This window comes from Nitrosovibrio tenuis, from assembly GCF_900109785.1.
Classification (GTDB): domain Bacteria; phylum Pseudomonadota; class Gammaproteobacteria; order Burkholderiales; family Nitrosomonadaceae; genus Nitrosospira; species Nitrosospira tenuis_A.
On the sequence record NZ_FOBH01000003.1, the window covers coordinates 269,557 to 289,758 of the forward strand.

Annotated in this window: 14 protein-coding genes and 1 riboswitch; of the genes, 12 read left to right on the forward strand and 2 right to left on the reverse strand. The window is 56.5% G+C overall.

Annotated features, from left to right (window positions below):
- Positions 1 to 84: 84 nt before the first annotated feature.
- Positions 85 to 189: riboswitch (guanidine-I (ykkC/yxkD leader) on the forward strand.
- Positions 190 to 404: 215 nt separating this feature from the next.
- The 5 genes from BMX00_RS05990 to atzF all read left to right on the forward strand — a co-directional run bounded on the left by BMX00_RS05990 (position 405) and on the right by atzF (position 9,143).
- The gene (locus BMX00_RS05990) at positions 405 to 1,883 is read left to right on the forward strand and encodes an APC family permease (protein ID WP_090828085.1); all 1,479 of its coding nucleotides are present in this window, start codon (positions 405 to 407) and stop codon (positions 1,881 to 1,883) included.
- Between the two features lie 163 nt (positions 1,884 to 2,046).
- Complete coding sequence (locus BMX00_RS05995) at positions 2,047 to 2,787, forward strand: urea amidolyase associated protein UAAP1 (protein WP_090828086.1); 741 nt, start codon at positions 2,047 to 2,049, stop codon at positions 2,785 to 2,787.
- Positions 2,784 to 3,479: an urea amidolyase associated protein UAAP2 gene (locus BMX00_RS06000; RefSeq protein WP_090828087.1), complete on the forward strand. Its 696-nt coding sequence runs from the start codon at positions 2,784 to 2,786 to the stop codon at positions 3,477 to 3,479. The genes BMX00_RS05995 and BMX00_RS06000 overlap by 4 nt, the downstream gene beginning before the upstream one ends.
- A gap of 72 nt (positions 3,480 to 3,551) precedes the next feature.
- Positions 3,552 to 7,217 carry an urea carboxylase gene (gene uca, locus BMX00_RS06005; protein WP_090828088.1) on the forward strand — a complete coding sequence of 1,222 codons (3,666 nt, stop codon included), beginning with the start codon at positions 3,552 to 3,554 and terminating at the stop codon, positions 7,215 to 7,217.
- Positions 7,218 to 9,143 (forward strand): allophanate hydrolase, encoded by a 1,926-nt coding sequence (gene atzF / locus BMX00_RS06010; RefSeq protein ID WP_090828089.1) that lies wholly within the window; start codon positions 7,218 to 7,220, stop codon positions 9,141 to 9,143. It abuts the gene before it with no gap.
- A 274-nt stretch (positions 9,144 to 9,417) separates the two neighbouring features.
- On the opposite strand, the gene BMX00_RS06015 is transcribed toward atzF, so the two are convergent.
- Both BMX00_RS06015 and BMX00_RS06020 read right to left on the reverse strand, forming a co-directional pair.
- On the reverse strand, positions 9,418 to 10,047 hold the full coding sequence (locus BMX00_RS06015) for a hypothetical protein (protein ID WP_090828090.1): 630 nt from the start codon (positions 10,045 to 10,047) through the stop codon (positions 9,418 to 9,420).
- A 60-nt stretch (positions 10,048 to 10,107) separates the two neighbouring features.
- On the reverse strand, positions 10,108 to 10,827 hold the full coding sequence (locus BMX00_RS06020) for a glutathione S-transferase family protein (RefSeq protein ID WP_090828091.1): 720 nt from the start codon (positions 10,825 to 10,827) through the stop codon (positions 10,108 to 10,110).
- A gap of 221 nt (positions 10,828 to 11,048) precedes the next feature.
- Between BMX00_RS06020 and BMX00_RS06025 the strand changes: the two genes are divergently transcribed.
- The 7 genes from BMX00_RS06025 (at position 11,049) to BMX00_RS06055 (ending at position 19,843) form a co-directional block, all read left to right on the forward strand.
- Positions 11,049 to 11,429 carry a winged helix-turn-helix transcriptional regulator gene (locus BMX00_RS06025; RefSeq protein ID WP_090828092.1) on the forward strand — a complete coding sequence of 127 codons (381 nt, stop codon included), beginning with the start codon at positions 11,049 to 11,051 and terminating at the stop codon, positions 11,427 to 11,429.
- A 7-nt stretch (positions 11,430 to 11,436) separates the two neighbouring features.
- Positions 11,437 to 13,932, forward strand: a complete 2,496-nt coding sequence (locus tag BMX00_RS06030; protein WP_090828093.1) for an ABC transporter permease — start codon at positions 11,437 to 11,439, stop codon at positions 13,930 to 13,932.
- A gap of 86 nt (positions 13,933 to 14,018) precedes the next feature.
- Positions 14,019 to 15,185: a DNA polymerase IV gene (dinB, locus tag BMX00_RS06035; protein ID WP_281245896.1), complete on the forward strand. Its 1,167-nt coding sequence runs from the start codon at positions 14,019 to 14,021 to the stop codon at positions 15,183 to 15,185.
- A 42-nt stretch (positions 15,186 to 15,227) separates the two neighbouring features.
- Positions 15,228 to 16,391 (forward strand): efflux RND transporter periplasmic adaptor subunit, encoded by a 1,164-nt coding sequence (locus BMX00_RS06040; protein WP_090828233.1) that lies wholly within the window; start codon positions 15,228 to 15,230, stop codon positions 16,389 to 16,391.
- A 309-nt stretch (positions 16,392 to 16,700) separates the two neighbouring features.
- Positions 16,701 to 17,372 (forward strand): ABC transporter ATP-binding protein, encoded by a 672-nt coding sequence (locus tag BMX00_RS06045; protein WP_090828094.1) that lies wholly within the window; start codon positions 16,701 to 16,703, stop codon positions 17,370 to 17,372.
- A 55-nt stretch (positions 17,373 to 17,427) separates the two neighbouring features.
- A complete protein-coding gene (locus BMX00_RS06050; RefSeq protein ID WP_090828095.1) occupies positions 17,428 to 18,636 on the forward strand; it encodes an ABC transporter permease in 1,209 nt (402 codons plus the stop codon).
- Between the two features lie 7 nt (positions 18,637 to 18,643).
- Positions 18,644 to 19,843: an ABC transporter permease gene (locus BMX00_RS06055; RefSeq protein ID WP_090828096.1), complete on the forward strand. Its 1,200-nt coding sequence runs from the start codon at positions 18,644 to 18,646 to the stop codon at positions 19,841 to 19,843.
- The last annotated feature ends 359 nt before the right edge of the window (positions 19,844 to 20,202 follow it).

Below are 20,202 nucleotides of genomic sequence, written 5' to 3' on the forward strand. Positions count from 1 at the left end.
TTGAAGACGCGTGATAAGGCGGTGCTTGGGCGGCAATTACAGACGCTTTATCAGAAAATGAAACATTAAACCATTCCAGCTGATCTAAGGAGAAACTAGGGTTCCGGCCTCTGCGATAGAGGTGTCTGGTCCGAGAGTTTCCGGCTTCGTCATGACGAGGCTCCACGGAGGGATAAAAGCCCGGGAGATAATGTAATCAATACATTGGCTCTTGGAATTGAACCCGCTGAAACAAGGAGACTCGTAATGCACCCCTGTTCCGTGCTTTCCTCCCTTTTTGCAGTAGTCGATAACGCCCGCCGGGTGTCCCTCCGGTCGCCTGTCCCTATCCCTCTACTTGAGGCTTTTATCTCCTTGCCCGGTTTTCCGGCTAGCACGATGACATATCTTCCGAAGAGCTTGTCATGCAGATAAAGGAAAGCCGGGACGCATTTTCATCTATTCCACCACCGGTCGCCGCGGCGCCAGCCGTTGCGGATACGCTGCATCGCAGCATGAGCGCCTGGAATAGCTTCACCCTCGGTTTTGCAGTGGTTTCGCCGGTGGTCGGGCTCTACGCCATCGTGAGCGTTCAGACTGTTGTGACAGGGGGCGGCTGGTTTGCCGCGCTGGCGACCTGCCTGGTCATGCAGTTGCTTGTTGCTACTGTTTACGCCGAGCTGTCCTCGCAGTTTCCCATAGCCGGCGGTGCTTACAAGTGGGCGCGCCAGCTCGGGGGCGTCACCGCGGGGCAATTTGCCGGCGTCATATATGTCAGCTCCACGATCGCCATGCTGACTACCACCGCATATACCGGGGGTGTCTGGCTTTCTCTTTTCTTCGGATGGACGGGCCTGACCGGGCATGCATTGGTGACATGGGGCGCGGTATTTCTACTGCTCTGCACACTGATCAATGTTGCTCACGTCAACATCTTCAAGCTGGTCATTACACTGGGCGTTTACGCCGAGGTAGTCGGTTCGCTGGGCGTGGCGCTGCTGTTGTTTCTTTTTTTCCGGCAGCATTCCTTTTCCGAATTGTTTCAACATATGGGCACGGGCACGGCGCCGGGCGAGACCGCCGCTTTTCTTGCTGCGCTCGCTATCGCGGGCTGGGCATTTATCGGCTTCGACGCCTGCTCCACCATTGCTGAGGAAACTCATGATCCCAAGCGGATGGTGCCGCGCGCCGTGTTTTTTTCCCTGTGCGTGGTAGGGTCGGTGGTGCTTTTCAATTCCGCCGCGCTGACGCTGGCCTTCGATCGCGACAGCCTAATAACAGCCAGCGCCACGTCGGACCCGATTACTCCCGTAATTACCAGCAGCTTCGGGGGTTGGGCTGAAAAGCCCTTTTTGGGCATCGTCATGATTGCCTTCCTGGCGTGTGGTGCATCAGTAGTGAAATATACATCGCGTATCGTTTATTCGATGGCTCGCGAAGGCAATATGCCCGCTGTGTTAAGCCGGCTTACGTCCGACAAGACGCCGCGCAATGCGGTGATCTGTACCGTATCGCTGGCAGCTTTGGGATTGCTGTTCGGGCTGAACGACGGAGCGGTGGCCACGGTGATTGCCTTTGGCACGGGAGGGCTCTACGCCATGTTTTCCATGACCACGGGGGTAGGGCTGTACAGCCGGTTGACGGGACGCTGGAACCCGGCTCTGGGCGAACTGAAACTGGGTACATGGGGGCTCTTGATCAATACCGTGGCTTTCCTGTGGTCGGTGTTTGAATTTGTCAATATCGCCTGGCCGCGCGCCTACGCCGTAGCGCCCCATGCGCCCTGGTGGCAGCTCTGGGCAGTGCCCCTGGTGCTGGGCGGCATACTGAGCATCACCACACTGTATATCCTGATAGACAAAGTCCGCAAAAAACGTGCCTCGAAACGCATGGCCACGCGTTGAACGGACTGAAAGTGAATTTCATAGGAGTTTGCGATCAATGAGCAAAAGCCGGAGGCCAAACCTCTGGATTCGCATTGGAGGGCGGAGGTTGTAAAAAAGCGGTTTGTGTGACGCCTTGCTTCAGCAGAATCCAAATTGAAAATTTATTGTTAAGGAGAAAAACATGAACCAGCCGAATGCATGCATGTGGGAACAACATATTCCCGGGGGCTGCCACTGGTCTGGCGTGGTGCGTCGGGGTACGACGCTGCGCTTGGTGGATGTGGCGGGCGGCGCCAATGGCGCCGTCCTGTTCTTCAATCAGGAAGAAAAACTGGAGCGCTACAACATGGCGGATACCTTGAAATCGCAGCATACTTTCCGCCTGACCCAAGGGCTTGCATGCCATTCGGATATGGGCCGCATTTTCTGCTGCATCACCGCAGATACCGTGGGCTGGCATGACACCGTATGCGGCCTGAGCGATGCCGAATTGATACGGAGGAAATACGGTGTGGCGCGCTACCAGGAGCACCGCAACCAGATGTTTCGCAGCGGGCTGGATGGCATGCTCATCGAATTGGGCAAGTGGGGGCTGGGCATGCGCGATGTAGTAGCCAACATCAATTTCTTCAGCAAGGTAACCGCCAACTCATCGGGCGAGCTGGCATTCCATCCGCGTAACAGCAAGGCTGGGGATTACGTGGATCTGAGCTTCGAAATGGATACGCTGATGGCACTTTCAGCAGCGCCGCATCCTCTCGACCCCGCGCCGGCTTACCAGCCTGGCGCGGTCAGGCTGGAGGCCTACGCAAGTCATTCAAGGCCATCGACTTCATTTGCGGAGTGCATGCGCATCCCGGAGAACGCGCGGGGTTTGCAAAATACTGAACGTTTATACGGTTGTCATGGAGGTGAAGCATGAGCGCGCAAAATCACATTGAAAGTCTCATTGAAAGCAAACTCGATCCCGAAACGGCGGTAGTGGATGAAATCTGCCCGGCGGGTGAGCCGTGGGTCAAGCTGGTCATGCAGGGGCAGGTGTTCCGCATCGTGGACCTGGAGGGTAACCAGGCCGTCGATACCTTGTTTTACAACGCGACCGATACGATGGAACGCTACAGCGCAACCGATACCATCCGCTGCCAGAATAAACTCTATCTGACTACCGGCAGCAAGCTGTATTCCAATTTCGGCAATGTCCTGCTCACGATCGTCGCCGATACATGCGGCCGGCACGACACGCTCGGCGGAGCCTGCGCGGCGGAAAGCAATACCGTGCGGTACGGACTGGAGAAGTTCCCGATGCACAGTTGCCGCGATAATTTTCTTCATGCGCTGGCGCACGATCCGCTATGCGAGCGCCGCAACATGAGCAAGCGCGATCTGCCCAGCAATATCAATTTCTTCATGAATGTGCCGGTGTCGGAGGATGGCGGCCTGGATTTCGTGGATGGTGTATCCGCGCCGGGGAAATATGTGGAAATGAAAGCCGAAATGGATGTGGTGGTGCTCATTTCGAACTGTCCCCAACTGAATAATCCCTGCAACGCCTATAACCCGACGCCGATTCGGCTGCTGGTCTGGGATGAGCCCAACGGCTTGGTGTTTGATTAACGGCCATCTTGATCCCTGATTTCTTTTTCCAATAAAAAACTGCCGCCCGCCTGCACTGGATAGGAACAACTCATGTTCGAGAAAGTACTGATAGCCAACCGCGGTGCCATTGCCTGCCGCGTTATCCGCACGCTGCGCCGCATTGGCGTGAAAAGTGTGGCGGTTTACACCGATGCCGATGCCTTGTCGCGACATGTGACGGACGCCGACGAAGCGTATTGCATAGGCAGCGGACCTGCTGCGGAAAGCTACCTGTGCGCCGACAAGATCCTCGAAATTGCGAGGCGTACGGGCGCGAACGCGATTCATCCAGGCTATGGTTTTCTGAGTGAGAAAGCGGACTTCGCCGAACAATGCACTGCGCACGGGGTTTGCTTTATCGGTCCAACGCCGCAGCAGATGCGGGCTTTTGGCCTGAAGCATACGGCGCGCGAACTGGCGCAGCGGAATAACGTCCCGCTGTTGCCGGGTACCGGCCTGCTGGAAGATATGGAGGACGCACTCCGGCAGGCCGCGCATATCGGGTATCCCGTCATGCTGAAGAGTACGGCGGGTGGCGGCGGCATTGGCATGCGTTTGTGCTGGAACAAGGACGAACTGAGCCGGGCCTACGATTCGGTAAAGTACCTCGCGCAAAACAACTTCAAGGATGCCGGCCTGTTTCTGGAAAAATTTGTCGAGAACGCCCGTCATATCGAAGTGCAGATCTTCGGCGACGGCAAGGGCGGGGTCATTGCGCTGGGCGAGCGCGACTGCTCGATGCAGCGGCGCAACCAGAAGGTGATCGAAGAAACACCCGCGCCCAACCTGACGCCCCGTGTCCGCCAGGCTTTGCTGGATGCGGCGGTGCGCCTGGGTAAATCAGTCAACTACCAATCCGCCGGTACGGTGGAATATATCTTCGACGCTTCCACGGGCGAATTTTATTTTCTTGAGGTGAACACGCGTCTCCAGGTCGAGCATGGCGTAACCGAAGAGGTGACCGGTATCGACCTCGTGGAATGGATGGTGCGGAAGGCGGCAGACGATCTGCCTCCGCTGGAATATTTTGACATCAGGCAGCGCGGCGTATCTATCCAGGTGCGGGTATATGCCGAGAATCCAGCCAGGGATTTTCAGCCGTCCTGCGGCATGCTTACCGCGGCGCAGTTTCCTTCCCCAGCCGAGGCGCGTATAGAAACCTGGGTGGAACGCGGCGTTGAAATAACGCCATTCTATGATCCAATGCTTGCAAAGATCATCGTACATGCGGCCGATCGCGAACATGCCATTGCGAAGCTGCTGGGCGCATTGGATGCAACTGCCCTGCATGGCATTGAAACCAATCTGGATTATCTCAAACAGGTCTTGCATGGCACTGCATTCCGCAGTGGACAGCATACGACAAGTTTCCTGAACGGTTTTCATTACGTCGCCCATACCATCGACGTTCTCAGCGCCGGCGTGCAAACCACGGTGCAGGATTATCCCGGACGAACCGGCTACTGGAGCATCGGTGTCCCGCCGTCCGGGCCCATGGATGGATTGGCGTTCCGTCTCGCCAATCGTCTGGTGGATAACGCTGAGGATAAGGCCGGGCTCGAGATTACCCTGGCGGGCCCGACCTTGCGCTTCAACTGTGACAGCGTCATCGCGGTGTGCGGCGCACCCATGGACGTGCGCCTGGACGGTGAGCCTCTGGCGCAATGGCGAGCGCACGGGGCGAAAGCCGGCGCGATACTTCAGTTCGGAAAAATCGTGAATTATGGCTGCCGTGCATACCTCGCGGTTCAGGGGGGCTTCCGGATTCCGGATTATCTGGGCAGCAAGTCCACCTTTACACTCGGACAGTTTGGTGGGCACGCCGGGCGTGCCCTGCTGACCGGCGATGTGCTGCATATCCAACCCGGCAATGTGCTTGAAACGCGCGCCCCGCACGCACGCGTGCTGCCAGACGACTTGATTCCCTGCTATAGCGATAAATGGGAAATCGGGGTGATGTACGGCCCACACGGAGCGCCGGATTTTTTCACCGATGAGGATGTTGAAACCTTTTTCGCGGTGGATTGGGAAGTGCATTACAACTCCAGCCGCAGCGGTGTGCGTTTGATCGGCCCCAGGCCGCAGTGGGCGCGCAGCGACGGTGGCGAGGCTGGGCTGCACCCGTCCAATATCCACGATAATGCCTATGCGGTCGGCAGCGTGGATTTCACCGGGGATATGCCGGTGATACTTGGGCCGGATGGCCCCAGTCTCGGCGGGTTTGTTTGCCCGGTCACCATTGTTCAGGCTGAATTGTGGAAGATGGGGCAGCTTAAACCCGGCGATACCGTACGTTTCTGTCGAATGTCGATGGAGCAGGCGCTCGCGCTCGAAAAGCTGCAGGACACAACCATACGTAATCTTCGCGTGCCAAAAGTCATCCCGCGAGTACTCGAGCCAACGAAAGGGCCAAGGTCGCCAATTTCGCCAGCGCCGCCTGCTGCACCGATCCTTCATTCGATTCCGCAGAGTGCCAGCCAGGTAAAGATAGTTTATCGGCAGGCGGGCGACAAGAATATGCTCATAGAATACGGTCCGCCCGAGCTCGATCTGAACCTGCGTTTTCATGCCCATGCTCTTATGGAACATTTGCAAAGCGCTATCGATACCGGGCGGCTGAAAGGCATCCTCGATCTGACTCCCGGCATTCGTTCTCTGCAAATCCATTTCGACTCGCGCGCCCTGGCGCGCGACAAGCTGCTGAACACTCTCATTGCTGCGGAGAACAAGCTGCCGGACATCGAACATATCGAGGTGCCTACACGTATCGTGCATTTGCCGTTGTCATGGGACGATGGCGCGACGCGATTGGCGATCGAGAAATATATGCAGTCGGTGCGCGGGGATGCGCCCTGGTGCCCGAGCAATATCGAATTCATACGCAGAATCAATGGACTCGACAGCATCGAGCAGGTGCAGCGCATCCTGTTCGAAGCAAGCTATCTGGTGATGGGGCTGGGCGATGTCTATCTAGGTGCCCCGGTGGCGACGCCGGTCGACCCCCGTCATCGCCTGGTCACCACCAAGTACAACCCGGCGCGCACCTGGACGCCGGAGAATGCAGTAGGCATAGGAGGGGCTTATCTATGCATTTATGGCATGGAAGGGCCCGGCGGTTATCAATTTGTCGGGCGCACCCTGCAGATGTGGAATCGCTATCGGCAGACCGCCGATTTCAAGGAAGGCAAACCCTGGTTGCTGCGGTTTTTTGACCAGATCAGATTCTATCCGGTCAGTGAGAGCGAATTGCTCAAGCTGCGCCAGGATTTCATCACCGGACACTTCAAGCTGAAGGTGAAAGAAGCGACGTTCAGCCTGAAGCAATATAACGCATTCCTGCAAGAGAATGCGGCTTCGATCAACGCCTTTAAATCCAGGCAGCAAGCTGCTTTCGAAGCCGAGCGCGAACGCTGGAATGCTTCCGGTCAAGCCGAATATGTGAGCGAGGCGGTGCTGGAAGAAGCAGATACGCAAAGCGAACTGGACTTGCCGGCGGGCGCGCAGGCGGTTAGCGCACATGTAACCGGAACGGTGTGGAAGCTGCTCGCCCGGGAGGGGGATCGCATCGAAGCGGGAAACCCGATTCTGGTGCTCGAATCCATGAAAATGGAGTTTGCAGTGGACGCGCCTATCTCTGGCACGATTCGGCAGTTATTTTGCAAGGAAGGTGCGCACGTGTCCGCCGGGCAGATGCTGCTCGTGATTCAGGGGGGGTAAATGGATAAGTTTGCGGACGAGCTTTCATCACTGGTGCCCTTGGGCGATATTCCGTCCCTGCTGAAACGCTATGCCAGCGGCGAACTGACACCCAGCAAAGTGGTGCAGGCAGTTCATGCCAGGATTCAAAACGATCCCGATCACATCTGGATATACAGGCTGCCGTTTGACGTGCTGACGGATTACGTGTTCAAACTCGAAGCCAGAGCCAACGCCAACGACAGGGCAGCGCTGCCATTGTACGGCGTTCCATTCGCCCTCAAGGACAACATCGACCTGGCAGGCGTGCCGACGACGGCAGCTTGTCCGGCGTTCGCCTATACACCGCAATGCAATGCAACAGTGGTGCAGAAACTGATCGATGCTGGCGCAATTCCCATCGGCAAGACCAATCTTGATCAGTTTGCCACCGGGCTTAACGGCACGCGTTCTCCTTATGGCGCTTGCTGCAATGCATTCAACCCGGATTATATTTCTGGCGGTTCAAGTTCGGGTTCGGCGGTGGCATTGGCCAAGGGCATGGTGAGTTTCAGTTTGGGAACGGACACCGCAGGCTCGGGCAGGGTGCCGGCGGGGTTCAATAACCTGATCGGATACAAGCCGACGCGAGGCTGGCTCTCCACCCAGGGTGTCGTACCGGCCTGCCGTTCCCTGGACTGTGTTTCCATCTTCAGCTTCACCGCCGCGGATGCCGAACGCATTCTAGGGGTGTGCGCCGGTTACGATGACGAAGACATTTTTTCTCTAAAGACGGAAGGAAGAGAAAAGCATGGTTTTGACTTGGGTTTCAGGTCCGGTTTTCGTTTTGCCATTCCACGCCGGGAACAATTGCAATTCTTCGGCAATAGCGAGGCTGAACGGCTATTCGACGAGGCGGTGGCGCGCACTCAGGCGCTTGGCGGAGAAGCTGTCGAAATCGACCTCGATCCATTTCTGGAAGCTGCCCGGCTGCTCTACGGCGGGCCCTGGCTGGCAGAGCGTTATGCCGCCATCCGGCAATTTTTTGAGGCATACAGCGACCAGGTCATAGCTCCGGTACGGGAGATCATCGCGGGCGCAAAAGGCCATTCGGCTGCGGATGCATTCATCGCCCAATACCGGTTGCGCCAGCTTAAACGCCGGGCCGATCAGGTCTGGACCAAGGCGGACTACCTGCTGATGCCCACCGCGGGTACGATTTATACCATCGACGCGATGCGGCAAGACCCAATACGCCTCAATACCAATCTTGGCTACTACACCAATTTTGTCAATCTCCTCGATTATGCCGCGGTGGCGGTGCCAGCCGGGTTTCAGAATGATGGCCTACCATTTGGCATAACGCTGATTGCGCCAGCCCATCATGATAAATCACTGCTGCATGTTGCCGGACGCCTGCAACAGGCTTACGCACTGCCTCTTGGGGCCACCGGCATTTCACTATCAGAACAGGTTCCCCCAGGACAGGCTGTGTTTCAAGATGGGTCTCGGGCGGTGCTACCCGCACAGGCAACCCGGTTCACCAAGCAGTTTGCAGAGAAATCGGAAAGGATAAGGGTGGCGGTTTGCGGCGCGCATTTATCCGGCCTGCCCCTGAACGGGCAACTGACCAGCCGCAATGGACAGTTAGTCGCAACTACCGCGACCTCCCCGGACTATAAGCTGTATGCCCTTCCGGGCGGGCCGCCACAACGTCCGGGATTAGTACACGTGGAAAGGGACGAGCAAGGAGTCGCCATCGAGGTCGAGGTTTGGGAATTGCCGGCCTCCGAATTCGGCAGTTTTGTCGCCGGAATTCCCGCGCCCCTCGGCATCGGCACCCTCACCCTGGCGGACGGCGAAGTGGTGCAGGGATTTCTTTGCGAGCGCTATGCTGTAGCGGATGCCGAAGACATCAGTCGGCTCGGGGGATGGCGCGGCTATTTGCAACAGATTGAACAGTCTTGATCGAATCCGAGCATACTGCTAGCCCGTTTCTACGGATTCACCCGAACTGTTCGCCCGCATATGCGAAATTTGCATGCGGCATGACAGCAGTCGAAGGGAAGGACGAGCTGGATTGGGCGCGCCGGTTCATCTGTTCCAAACCAGCGCCTCAAAACTCACTATGGATGCGGAAGAGGCGGGCTTTTTTTGAGCTAGTTTATGGGTAGAGGCGCATATTGTCCCAGGCACAGAATCAGGCAAGGTATCGGTTGCCTCCCGCTTGCCGTGCAGACGATCAGCCGAATATCCTTTTCCAATTGGAGAGGACGAGAACGATGAAAACGAATACCAGCGCCTGGAGCCAATATTTGGAAAGATGGTCTTGCCAGTCAGTGCCTACCTTGATGGGTATCTGCATATTGAATTGCGCCTCGTTCGGGAGCTTTCCATCGAGATAGAGTGCGTACTGGCCCGCCGCATCGAATTTGAATGCCTGGGTGAGGGTGCCGGATCGATATGTCTGTGGCGGCACTGACAGTAACTCATGCTCCGCATTTTCCGGAGACAGTTTTACCAGCCGAAGCGCCAATGGCGCATTGCGAGCGGATTCCGGATGAAGCAGGTCCAGGGTCACGTTGAGCGTGCCTGGGCTTGGCACTTTGCCGCACAGGACGGGAACTGCCTTCGCACTGCTCGGATCGTCAGGTATTTCATAATCGTTCGGGATGAAATAGGCCGAATAGCCGACAAGCAGGGCCTCGGTTTCAATGGTACAGGTCCCGCCGCGGTATCCTTTTGGATACGTCGAAGAGCGATCGCCCTGAGAGCTCACATGAAATTGCGCACCTGCAGCAACCATAATCGCCACAACCCCTGCCACGGCCAAAAGCCGCGTACGTGATGGCAATCTGCGCCAAAAATCCATACTGGTCCGTTCCTGTACGATGCCTGGAATGATTCCAGGCTGTTTTCTTCGATTACATCACTAACCCGGCTGCTTCTCCTGCAAATCGGGGTAGTATTCTGCCTTGATCCGATCGACATAGTTTCTCAAATTATTTTTGGATAAACCATAGTCCTTGAGCGGGGACTCGATCGGGCAGCCGATCGTATTGATCAAAAAGCCGAAAGCGCTGGCGTCCAGCGTGGTCGGCTGGTCTCCGAGAAAATATTCCTTATCCCCGAGGCAAGCCGACAGCGCATCGATATCCTTCATTCCGAGCTCAAAAACTTCTTCAGGCTTGTGCCGGCCCATTCCATGGCCACGAATCTGCTGTCTGATCTTATAGCGGTAGACCACAGCTGCTACATCGCGAACCACAGGTGGCAACACACCAAATATGGCTTTTTTGTTGACCTGCCAGTTTGAGTCAGTGTATTGCCACCTCGAATACATCGTAGCCCAAAACAGATGCTCTTCAATCAAGCGTTGCATTCCCAGTGACAGCGCCGCCTCTGCCGAGCTTAATCCTGCGTCCAGATTCTTATACCTGGTCTTGAGGTGTTGGATGATAAAGCGCGAATCGGCCAATTTCAGGTTACCATCCGTAATGAAAGGCAGTTTACCCTTGGGCGCGAATAGTGGAAGCGTCGTCTTGATACCATATTCGATACCTGCCATGCGCAGATAGGTTTCCGTCTTGCAGCAGAAATGGCTGAGGTTTGGATTACCCCAAGTGCGCTCGAATTGATAAAGTATCAACATGTTTAGTTTTTCTCCGGATGTGATTATCTGGCGGCCTCGGATGATATGCCGTACATGACTTGTAATTAATATGACTTGTAATTAAAAAGTGACGCCAGCTTAGCCACATATATTGCAAAATGCAAGTTACTAATGTACATTATAGAGGACATTAATAACCGATCCTTCCGCGAAACACTCACGTGGTTATGACCAGCGATAGCAAAACATCAGGCAACTTAATGGACAACGAATCAGCATTCGAACGATCGTGTTGCCCTATAACCAATGGTCTGGATATCTTCGGGGATAGATGGACGCTGCTGATCATCCGCGACCTGATGCTGGGCAAACGGCGCTATCAGGACCTGATATCCTCACCTGAAAGTATCGCCTCGAACATACTTGCCGATCGGCTAAAGAAATTGCAGATCACGGGCCTGATCCATCGGCGAGCCTACCAGCAGAACCCTGCGCGTTACGAATATGTTCTAACCGAGAAGGGGAAGGATTTGAAGCCGGTCCTGGATGCGATTATCGGATGGGGCAGGAAGCACTATCCCGATACAATGGTATTTACACCGCTCAATTCCTCCAGGCATCTAAGCCCAGATTTACCTTGATATTTCCATGAACCTCATCAAGCTTTCTTTTCGGATGCTTCGTCGCGACTGGCGCGCGGGCGAATTGCGCGTGCTGGCGCTCGCACTCATTATCGCCGTGGGCGGGATGACTACAGTAGGATTTTTTGCCGACAGGGTACAGTTGGCGCTTTCGCGCCAGGGCAACCAGTTGCTCGGGGCAGACCTGATCATTTTTTCCGACCATCCACTGCCTCAACATTATGCTGATGAAGCGAAACGGCTTGGGCTGGCTACTTCCACCGCGCTTAAATTTCCCAGCATGGCCGCAAAGGGAGACAACAGCCTGCTGACCGAGATCAAGGCCATTACCGCCGGCTATCCTTTGCGGGGCGAATTGCGCATCAGCGAGGATTTTAGCAAGACCGACGCCGCCTATATCGCAAATGCGATCCCTTCCCCTGGCTCGGTATGGGTGGACGAGAAGCTCATGGTCCGCCTTGATCTCAATCGGGGCGACAAGCTCGAAGTAGGTGCGGCGCGGCTTACCGTTTCAGCCCTTATCACGCAGGAACCGGATTTTTCCATTGGATTCATCAATCTCCGGCCGCGCCTGCTGATCAATGCGGCTGACCTGCCTGCGACCGGGTTGGTGCAGGAAGGCAGCCGGATCAGCTATCGCCTGCTCGTTGCGGGCGATTCGGGAAAAGTGGACAATTTTCGCACATGGGCTCAATCGCGTCTGACGCTGGGTGAGAGAATCGAGGGTATCCGGGATGCTCGCCCCGAAATCAAAGCAGCACTGGAGCGTGCGGAAAAGTTTCTTAGCATGGCTGCCCTGGCAAGCGTGGTGCTGGCCGCGGCGGCCGCGGCGCTGGCGGTGCGCCGTTTTACCCAGCGGCATCTTGATGGCTGCGCAGTCATGCGCTGCCTTGGTGCCAGTCAATCGTCCATATTCCGTCTGTACCTGTACCATTTCGTTACACTGGGGTTGATAGCCAGCGCGATTGGCTGTCTGTTTGGTTTTATCGCGCAGCAGGCTCTTGCTTTTTGGTTGTCTGAGATGGTCGAGGCGGAATTGCCATGGCCCAGTGTGTGGCCCGCGGTGCACGGGCTGTTGACAGGTGTGGTGCTGTTGCTTGGCTTTTCCCTGCCGCCTTTGCTCAATTTACGCAGTGTGCCGGCGCTGCGGGTGTTGCGTCGAGATATCGGCATGCCAAATACCTATAGCATGGCCGGCTACGCGTTGGGCCTGGTGGCGTTATCGGTATTGTTTTTATGGAAGGCGGGCAATGTGCGCCTGGGCGCATCCGTTATGGGAGGGTTCATCGCGGCTATAGTGCTTTTCGGTTCTTTTGGTTTTCTGCTGGTTAAAGCGCTCGCGCGCTTGCGCGGCCAGACAGGGGGCGCGTGGCGTTACGGACTGGCGAACATTCGGCGGCGCGCTACCTCCAGCGTGGTGCAGGCCGTTGCTTTGGGGCTGGGAATCATGGCGCTGCTTGCGCTGACGCTCATTCGCGATGACCTATTGCAAAGCTGGCGTACCAGCTTGCCGCCGGACGCACCGAACCATTTCCTGGTAAACATTCAGAAAGATCAACTGGAGCCCCTCGAATCATTTTTTGCCCAGCGGCACCTTGCGCATCCGCCGGTTTTCCCGATGATCCGCGGGCGCCTGACTGCCATAAACGATACACCCATATCGTCCGGCGACTACTCGGATATTCGGGCGAGGCGGTTGGTGGAGCGGGAATTCAACCTGTCCTGGGCGGATCACATGCAAAGCGACAATCAGATCGTCAAAGGCCGCTGGTGGAAAAGCGGAGACAGAGGGAAAGCGGTCATGTCGGTGGAAGAGGATATCGCCAAGACCATTGGCATCAATCTCGGCGATACGCTGACTTACGATATCGCGGGCAGCACCTTTTCCGCCAAGGTCACCAGCCTGCGAAAAGTGAACTGGGATTCGTTCCGCGTCAACTTTTTTGTCGTGACCCCACCCGGTGTGCTGGACGACTACCCCGCAAGCTACATCACCAGTTTTTACATTCCGCCGGGGCAGATGGAGTTGACCAATCAATTGATCAAAGCTTTTCCCAACCTGCTTGTGATTGATGTGGCGACCATTATCGCCCAGGTCCAGAAAATGATCGAACAGGTCACCAAAGCTGTCGAATTTGTCTTCCTGTTCACGCTGTTGGCGGGAGTAGCCGTATTATATGCCGCTATCATTTCAACGCAAGATGAGCGCATTTATGAAGCTGCCATATTCCGGGCCCTGGGGGCAAAGCGCAGGCAACTGGCGCGCGCCTGGGCAGCCGAATTTGCCATACTTGGCGGACTGGCCGGGCTTTTCGCCGCGGCGGGGGCCAGTGCGCTGGGCTACGTCATCGGCGAATATGCATTGAATCTGAACTACGCGTTCGACGGGCGGCTATGGCTGACCGGCCTGGTTGCAGGGGTTGTCGGGGTGACTGCGGCGGGTTTGATGGGGACGCGCTCAGCGCTTTCCACGCCCCCGCTCATGACATTGCGGAAAATTTGATGAGGCAGCCTCATCAAAACAGCGTGAGTCTGCTGCTTTCCTTTTCCATTTGATTGGTGGATGCGCAAGGGCTGGATAAGAACCGGATAGATGAGCGCTTACCAGGGTACCGGCGGATTGCTCATCTTGATATGGATGCCTTTTACGCATCGGTCGAGTTGTTGCGCTACCCGGAACTATGCGGATTACCGGTCGTGATCGGCGGCAGTGGAGATTGGCAGCCGGAAATTCACAAAGATGGCAGCTGGCATTTTTCAAGGCTGAGAAATTATGCCGGCAGGGGTGTGGTTACCACCGCCACTTACGAAGCACGTGTTTTCGGCGTCTTCTCCGGCATGGGGCTCATGAAAGCAGCGCAGCTCACTCCGGATGCCATCCTGCTGCCTGCCGACTTCCGTGCGTATCGCCACTATTCGCGGCTATTTAAAGCCGCGGTAGCCGAGATCACTCCTCAAATCGAGGACCATGGAATCGACGAGATCTATATCGATTTATGCGGACTTACCGATGATACCCTGACGCTTGCCCGGCGCATCAAGCAGGCAGTACGGGAAAGCACCGGCCTTTCCTGTTCCATCGGTGTGACGCCGAATAAACTATTGTCGAAAATCTGCTCCGACCTTGAAAAACCGGATGGCCTTACCATCCTGGATCCGGAGGATATCCCGAACAGAATCTGGCCTTTGCCCGTTAGGAAAATTAGCGGTATCGGTCCCAAAGCGACTCAGAAGCTCGCTGCGCTCGGTATCACCACTATTGCCGACCTGGCTCGCGCAGAAACGGCCTTCCTGCAGACGCACTTTGGCTCCAGTTATGGGCACTGGCTGCATGAGGCTGCTCATGGCATTGATGATCGGCCTGTGGTTACGGAATCCGAACCCAAGTCGCTCAGCCGCGAAACCACCTTCGAGCGCGATCTCCATCCCCGCCACGATCGGCACATCCTTTCAAAAATTCTTACGGGTTTATGCACAGACGTGGCGAATGATCTCCAGCGTAAAGGTTATGCCAGCCGCACCATCAGCATCAAGCTGCGTTATGATGACTTCCGCACTATAAGCCGGAATATTACGTTATCCTCTCCCACCGCCGATGCCGTTGCCGTTCGCCGCGCGGCTGAAGAATGCCTGCGCCGCGTGTCTTTGAAGCAGAAGTTGCGATTGCTGGGCGTGCGCGCCAGTACGCTATCTGCGGCTAACACTTTGCGGAATTCCAGCATGTCGCATCAAGGGGAATTGCCCCTGGCTGAGTAAATTCCGGCTTTGCCCGTCATACTGTTCAGTTTATCTTTTGTCATGCCTGAAGCAAAAACAAGAACACTGCCTCGTCTGCTGATTGCTGCCCTGATTCTGGCGGTGGCGGGTTTTGCAGCCTGGTTCGCAACGCGTCCAAAGCCTGTAGAAGTTGAGCTTGCCACGATCGCGCGCGGGACGGTGGAAGCCACGGTAGTGAATACGCGCGCCGGGACCATCAAAGCATGCCGCCGCGCCAAGCTTGCGCCCGCCGCGGGCGGGCAGATTGCCAAGCTCTGGGTAAAGGAAGGCGATCGCGTCGAAAAGGGCCAGCCGTTGCTGGAGCTGTGGAATACCGATCTCGCCGCACAGCGCGAGCTGGCGCAGCGGCAGCTTGCCACCGCCCAGGAACGCCGCCGTGAAGCCTGCATCGTGGCGGACAACGCGCGCCGCCAGGCCGAGCGGACGCATCAGCTTGCGGACAAAGGTTTTCTGAGTGCTCAAGCCAGCGAGAACGCGGACGCCGAAGCACGCGCCCGCCAGGCCGGTTGCGATGCTACTTCGTGGGATGTCAAACGCGCTCGGGCGCAAATCGAGGTTACACAGGCTGGACTGGAGCGCACGGTATTGAGTGCACCGTTTGCTGGCGTTGTGGCGCTTATCACCGGCGAGCTTGGTGAATATGCCACACCATCGCCCCAAGGTATTCCCACGCCGCCCGCTGTGGATCTGATCGATGATACATGCCTGTATGTTACGGCGCCGATGGATGAAGTCGATGCACCTAAATTAAAGATCGGGCAACTTGCCCGCATCACTCTTGACGCGCTCCCTGGCCAGGTTTTTGCGGGAAAAGTGCGGCGCATCGCGCCGTACATCACCGAGGTGGAAAAGCAGGCGCGCACAGTGGACGTAGAAGTGAATTTCGAAGAGATACCGAAGCATGCCTTGCTGGTGGGGTATAGCGCCGACGTTGAAGTTATCAATGAGAGGCGCGACAACATACTGCGTGTGCCCACACAGGCGATCCGGCAAAATGGCAAGGTGCTGGTAGCGGATAAGGATAACAAACTGGTTCAACGCAATCTGGAAGCGGGTCTTGCCAACTGGGCATTTACCGAGGTCATCGGTGGGGTAAAAGAAGGCGAACGGGTTCTCCTCTCTTCCGATCAGGATATAAAAGCAGGTGCTCAAGTCAGACAGAAAGCGTCCGAGCCGGAGGCATAAAAGGAAATCGCGCTGCCTCAACCGATGGATTGTTTCACTTCCCTCCGGAATTTTCCGTGCGTTTGCATTATTGCGCAAACCGTAGGATGGGTTAGCGTAGCGTAACCCATCAAAAAAAGTGCGCGACTTGCAAAGGAATGAAAAATGAATGAAGAGCAGCATCATTCTGAACGCATTGATGGGTTGCGTTTCACTTCACCCACCCACCCTACCCTGATTGCATATGTATTTTGCAGTTACAAATCATGAGAATCGTAGGATAGGTAAGCGTACCCCGTCAATCATCATGGCATGTAAAATGATTCGCTCATGATCCACCTAAGCGCCATCTCACGCGTATTTCACATGGGTGATCAGGATGTGAGCGCGCTGACTCGAATCAATCTTGAAATCCTGCCCGGAGACTACGTATCGATAATGGGCCCTTCGGGCTCCGGAAAATCCACGCTGCTCAATATAATGGGTTTGCTTGACCGGCCCGATAGCGGACGTTATGAACTGGACGGTAAAGATGTCACCGATTTGTCGGAGACCGAACAGGCGCGCGTGCGCCGCGAAAAAATCGGATTCGTGTTTCAGTCCTTTCATCTTGTGCCCCGTTTGACTGCGGCGGAAAACATTGAACTGCCCCTCATTCTTGAGGGCGTCCCACCAGCCGAGCGAAGATCGCGTATCCACGAGGCCCTGGTGGGTTTTAACCTGGCGGACCGCGCCGGCCACCGGCCGGCCGAGCTGTCGGGCGGCCAGCGGCAGCGCGTAGCCATTGCGCGCGCGACCATTCTTCGCCCGACTGCCTTGCTGGCGGATGAACCTACCGGCAATCTCGATCACCGCATCGGGGCTGAAGTCATGGCGCTGCTGGAAGGATTGCATCACGCGGGCACCACGCTTATCGTGGTTACGCATGATCGCGAACTGGGGGCGAGAGCACATCGCCATATCGCCATGCGCGACGGCGAAATCGTGGAGGATAAAACATGAATGCCGTTACAGGCTCTCCCGCGCAGATATATCCAGCAGTCTCTCGTCCATCCGCATGAAGCTGTACGACATGTTGCGCTTCTCCCTTCAAACAGTGGCGAGCTATCGAACCCGTTCGTTGCTCATCGTTTTGGCCATGGCGATCGGTGTCGCGGCGGTTGTTGTGCTGACCGCCCTGGGCGAAGGTGCGCGGCAATATGTCGTGCGTCAGTTCACATCGATCGGAACCAACCTGATCGTGGTCTTGCCGGGGCGGGCCGAAACCTCGGGAGGGTTTCCAGGCGCGGCATTAGGAGAAACGCCGCGCGACCTGACACTGGAAGACGCGAGGGCGCTTGGCCATCTGCCGCAGGTCAGGCGTTATGCGCCGCTCAATGTGGGGGTCGCGGAGCTCGCGGCCTCGGCGCGTTTGCGCGAAGTCACTGTGCTGGGTAGTACGGCTGATGTGCTGCCGATAAGGCATATGGATCTTGCGCAAGGCAGCTTCCTTTCGCGTGAAAAAGGCATGGAGCGCAGCGCACAAATCGTTCTAGGCGCGAAGCTTGCCCGTGAGTTTTTCCCCCAGGGCAGCGCTGTCGGACAACGCGTCAGGCTCGGCGACCGGCGCTTCCTCGTATCGGGTGTGCTTGAACCCCAAGGCGAATCGATGGGTTTTAACTCGGATGAAATCGTCATCATTCCGATCGACTATGCCCAGGCGCTGTTCAATACCTCGTCGCTTTTTCGCATCTTGGTCGAAACCAAAAGCCGCGGGGATCTAGCTTCAGCTAAAGATGCCATCAGCGAAATCATGAAGCAACGCCATGACGGCGAAGAAGATGTAACGGTCATTACCCAGGATGCGGTACTCGCTACCTTCGATCGTATTTTGCAGGCATTGACGCTGGGTGTGGCCGGCATTGCGGCGATCAGCCTGGCTGTAGCCGGCATTCTGGTAATGAACGTCATGCTGGTCGCGGTCAGCCAGCGCACATCCGAGATTGGATTGCTGAAGGCTATCGGCGCGCCTTCCGCAGATGTTCATCATCTGTTTCTGGCCGAAGCGCTATGGTTATCGCTGGCGGGCGGTGTGGCCGGTTTTTTATTGGGTCAACTGGGCAGCCTGCTCATCCGGCTTGCCTATCCCCAGCTTCCGGCTTGGCCCCCCCTATGGGCGAGCATTGGCGGAGTCGCGGTGGCGTTCCTAACGGGGGTTCTGGCCAGCCTGCTGCCCGCTGCGCGCGCGGCCCGGCTCGATCCCGTCCAGGCGCTCAGTAGAAAATGAGCAGAGAATGAACGCAGCCGATATGCTGCGCTTCGCCCTGCGCTCGCTGGCCGCGCATCGGCTTCGCACGTTTTTATCCGCAACGGGAGTCGGTATAGGCATTGCGGCAGTTATCCTTCTGACCTCGATCGGTGAGGGCATTCATCAATTTGTGCTGTCGGAATTTACTCAGTTCGGCGCAAACATTATTACTATTTCGCCAGGAAAGATCAGATCGCATGGGGGATCGTTGGGCGCAATCGGGAGTGCACGGCTGCTCACTATCGAGGATGCGCTGTCACTCAAGAGTTCGCGCTACGCGCAATACGTCAATGCCGGCGTAACGGGTAACGCCGAAATCCGTGCCCAGGGACGAAGCCGGCGCGTCACCGTCTATGGTGAAGGACCCGACTTCGCGCGCGTCTTCAACATCAAGGTATCAACCGGCCAGTTTCTTCCCGCTGATGATCCTCGCAGCCCGCGTGCATACGCTGTGCTGGGGTCCAAGGTGCGCACCGAGTTGTTCGGCAACGCTAATCCGCTGGGCGCCACGTTACAGGTGGGCATGTCCCGCTTCCGCGTGATTGGCGTCATGGAGCCCAAGGGCCAGGTGCTGGGTCTCGATCTTAACGACACAGTGTTTATACCGACCGCGCGCGCACTGGAAATTTTCAACCGCGAAGGCGTAATGGAAATTCACATTGCCTATCAGCCGGGCGCACCCTTGCAAGCGGTCGTTGAAGACACGCGGCGCGTTCTCGTCGCGCGGCATGGCCGCGAGGATTTTACGATCACGCCACAACAGCAAATGCTTAAAACCCTGGGCACGGTGCTGGATATGTTGATCGTCGCCGTGGCCGCGCTGGGGGGCATTTCCTTATTGGTGGGCGCGGTCGGCATGGTGACGCTGATGCATATCGCCGTCGCCGAACGTGTCGCCGAGATCGGCCTTCTTACCGCATTAGGTGCCACGCGGGCCCGAATCCGCGTTTTATTCCTGATCGAGTCCACCTTGCTTGCCACGCTGGGTGGGCTGGGCGGATTGCTTACCGGCGCGGGGATTGCCTGGTTGCTGAAAGTCATGGAGACGGGCCTGCCCGTGCATACCCCATGGAATTATGCGCTGGGTGGCTTGGGTATTTCAGTGCTGATAGGTCTTGCCTCCGGTGTCGCTCCCGCCATGCGCGCGGCCCGGTTGGACCCGGTCGATGCGCTCCGAGAGGAATGACAAATAAATATTCCACAAGTTCAGAACAGTGGCGTAGAGGTGTTCCTCACGCTTTATACGTTCCGGCATGCAGTGCGAGCCAGGCTCCGTGCGGTGCAGCCTGATATCTCCGCTGAATGATTATCCAGCGGGCGCTCGACTTTTGCGAGTAACCTGCTGTCCGGGATCTGAAGCAGATCATGGCTCGAGGGGCAGCAGGTGTACTAAAGTCCAACGTACCAACGTCCAATTGTTTTTCCTCCCAAAGTTGCTACGATGCCAACACCACCTGATGCAAAGTAATCAGTAAAATCATTGCCTTGTAGCGGGTGCATACAGGAACGTAAATTGAAATTCCCGTCAATTCATTCGCAATTGTG

Excerpts from the sequence above, each read along its gene's own strand:
- BMX00_RS06055 (WP_090828096.1), top strand. The coding sequence starts at position 18,644 with ATGAACGCAGCCGATATGCTGCGCTTCGCCCTGCGCTCGCTGGCCGCG.
- BMX00_RS06015 (WP_090828090.1), bottom strand. The coding sequence starts at position 10,047 with ATGGATTTTTGGCGCAGATTGCCATCACGTACGCGGCTTTTGGCCGTG.
- atzF (WP_090828089.1), top strand. The coding sequence starts at position 7,218 with ATGGATAAGTTTGCGGACGAGCTTTCATCACTGGTGCCCTTGGGCGAT.
- BMX00_RS05995 (WP_090828086.1), top strand. The coding sequence starts at position 2,047 with ATGAACCAGCCGAATGCATGCATGTGGGAACAACATATTCCCGGGGGC.
- BMX00_RS06050 (WP_090828095.1), top strand. The coding sequence starts at position 17,428 with ATGAAGCTGTACGACATGTTGCGCTTCTCCCTTCAAACAGTGGCGAGC.
- BMX00_RS06040 (WP_090828233.1), top strand. The coding sequence starts at position 15,228 with ATGCCTGAAGCAAAAACAAGAACACTGCCTCGTCTGCTGATTGCTGCC.
- uca (WP_090828088.1), top strand. The coding sequence starts at position 3,552 with ATGTTCGAGAAAGTACTGATAGCCAACCGCGGTGCCATTGCCTGCCGC.
- BMX00_RS05990 (WP_090828085.1), top strand. The coding sequence starts at position 405 with ATGCAGATAAAGGAAAGCCGGGACGCATTTTCATCTATTCCACCACCG.
- BMX00_RS06045 (WP_090828094.1), top strand. The coding sequence starts at position 16,701 with ATGATCCACCTAAGCGCCATCTCACGCGTATTTCACATGGGTGATCAG.
- BMX00_RS06020 (WP_090828091.1), bottom strand. The coding sequence starts at position 10,827 with ATGTTGATACTTTATCAATTCGAGCGCACTTGGGGTAATCCAAACCTC.
- BMX00_RS06030 (WP_090828093.1), top strand. The coding sequence starts at position 11,437 with ATGAACCTCATCAAGCTTTCTTTTCGGATGCTTCGTCGCGACTGGCGC.
- BMX00_RS06025 (WP_090828092.1), top strand. The coding sequence starts at position 11,049 with ATGGACAACGAATCAGCATTCGAACGATCGTGTTGCCCTATAACCAAT.
- BMX00_RS06000 (WP_090828087.1), top strand. The coding sequence starts at position 2,784 with ATGAGCGCGCAAAATCACATTGAAAGTCTCATTGAAAGCAAACTCGAT.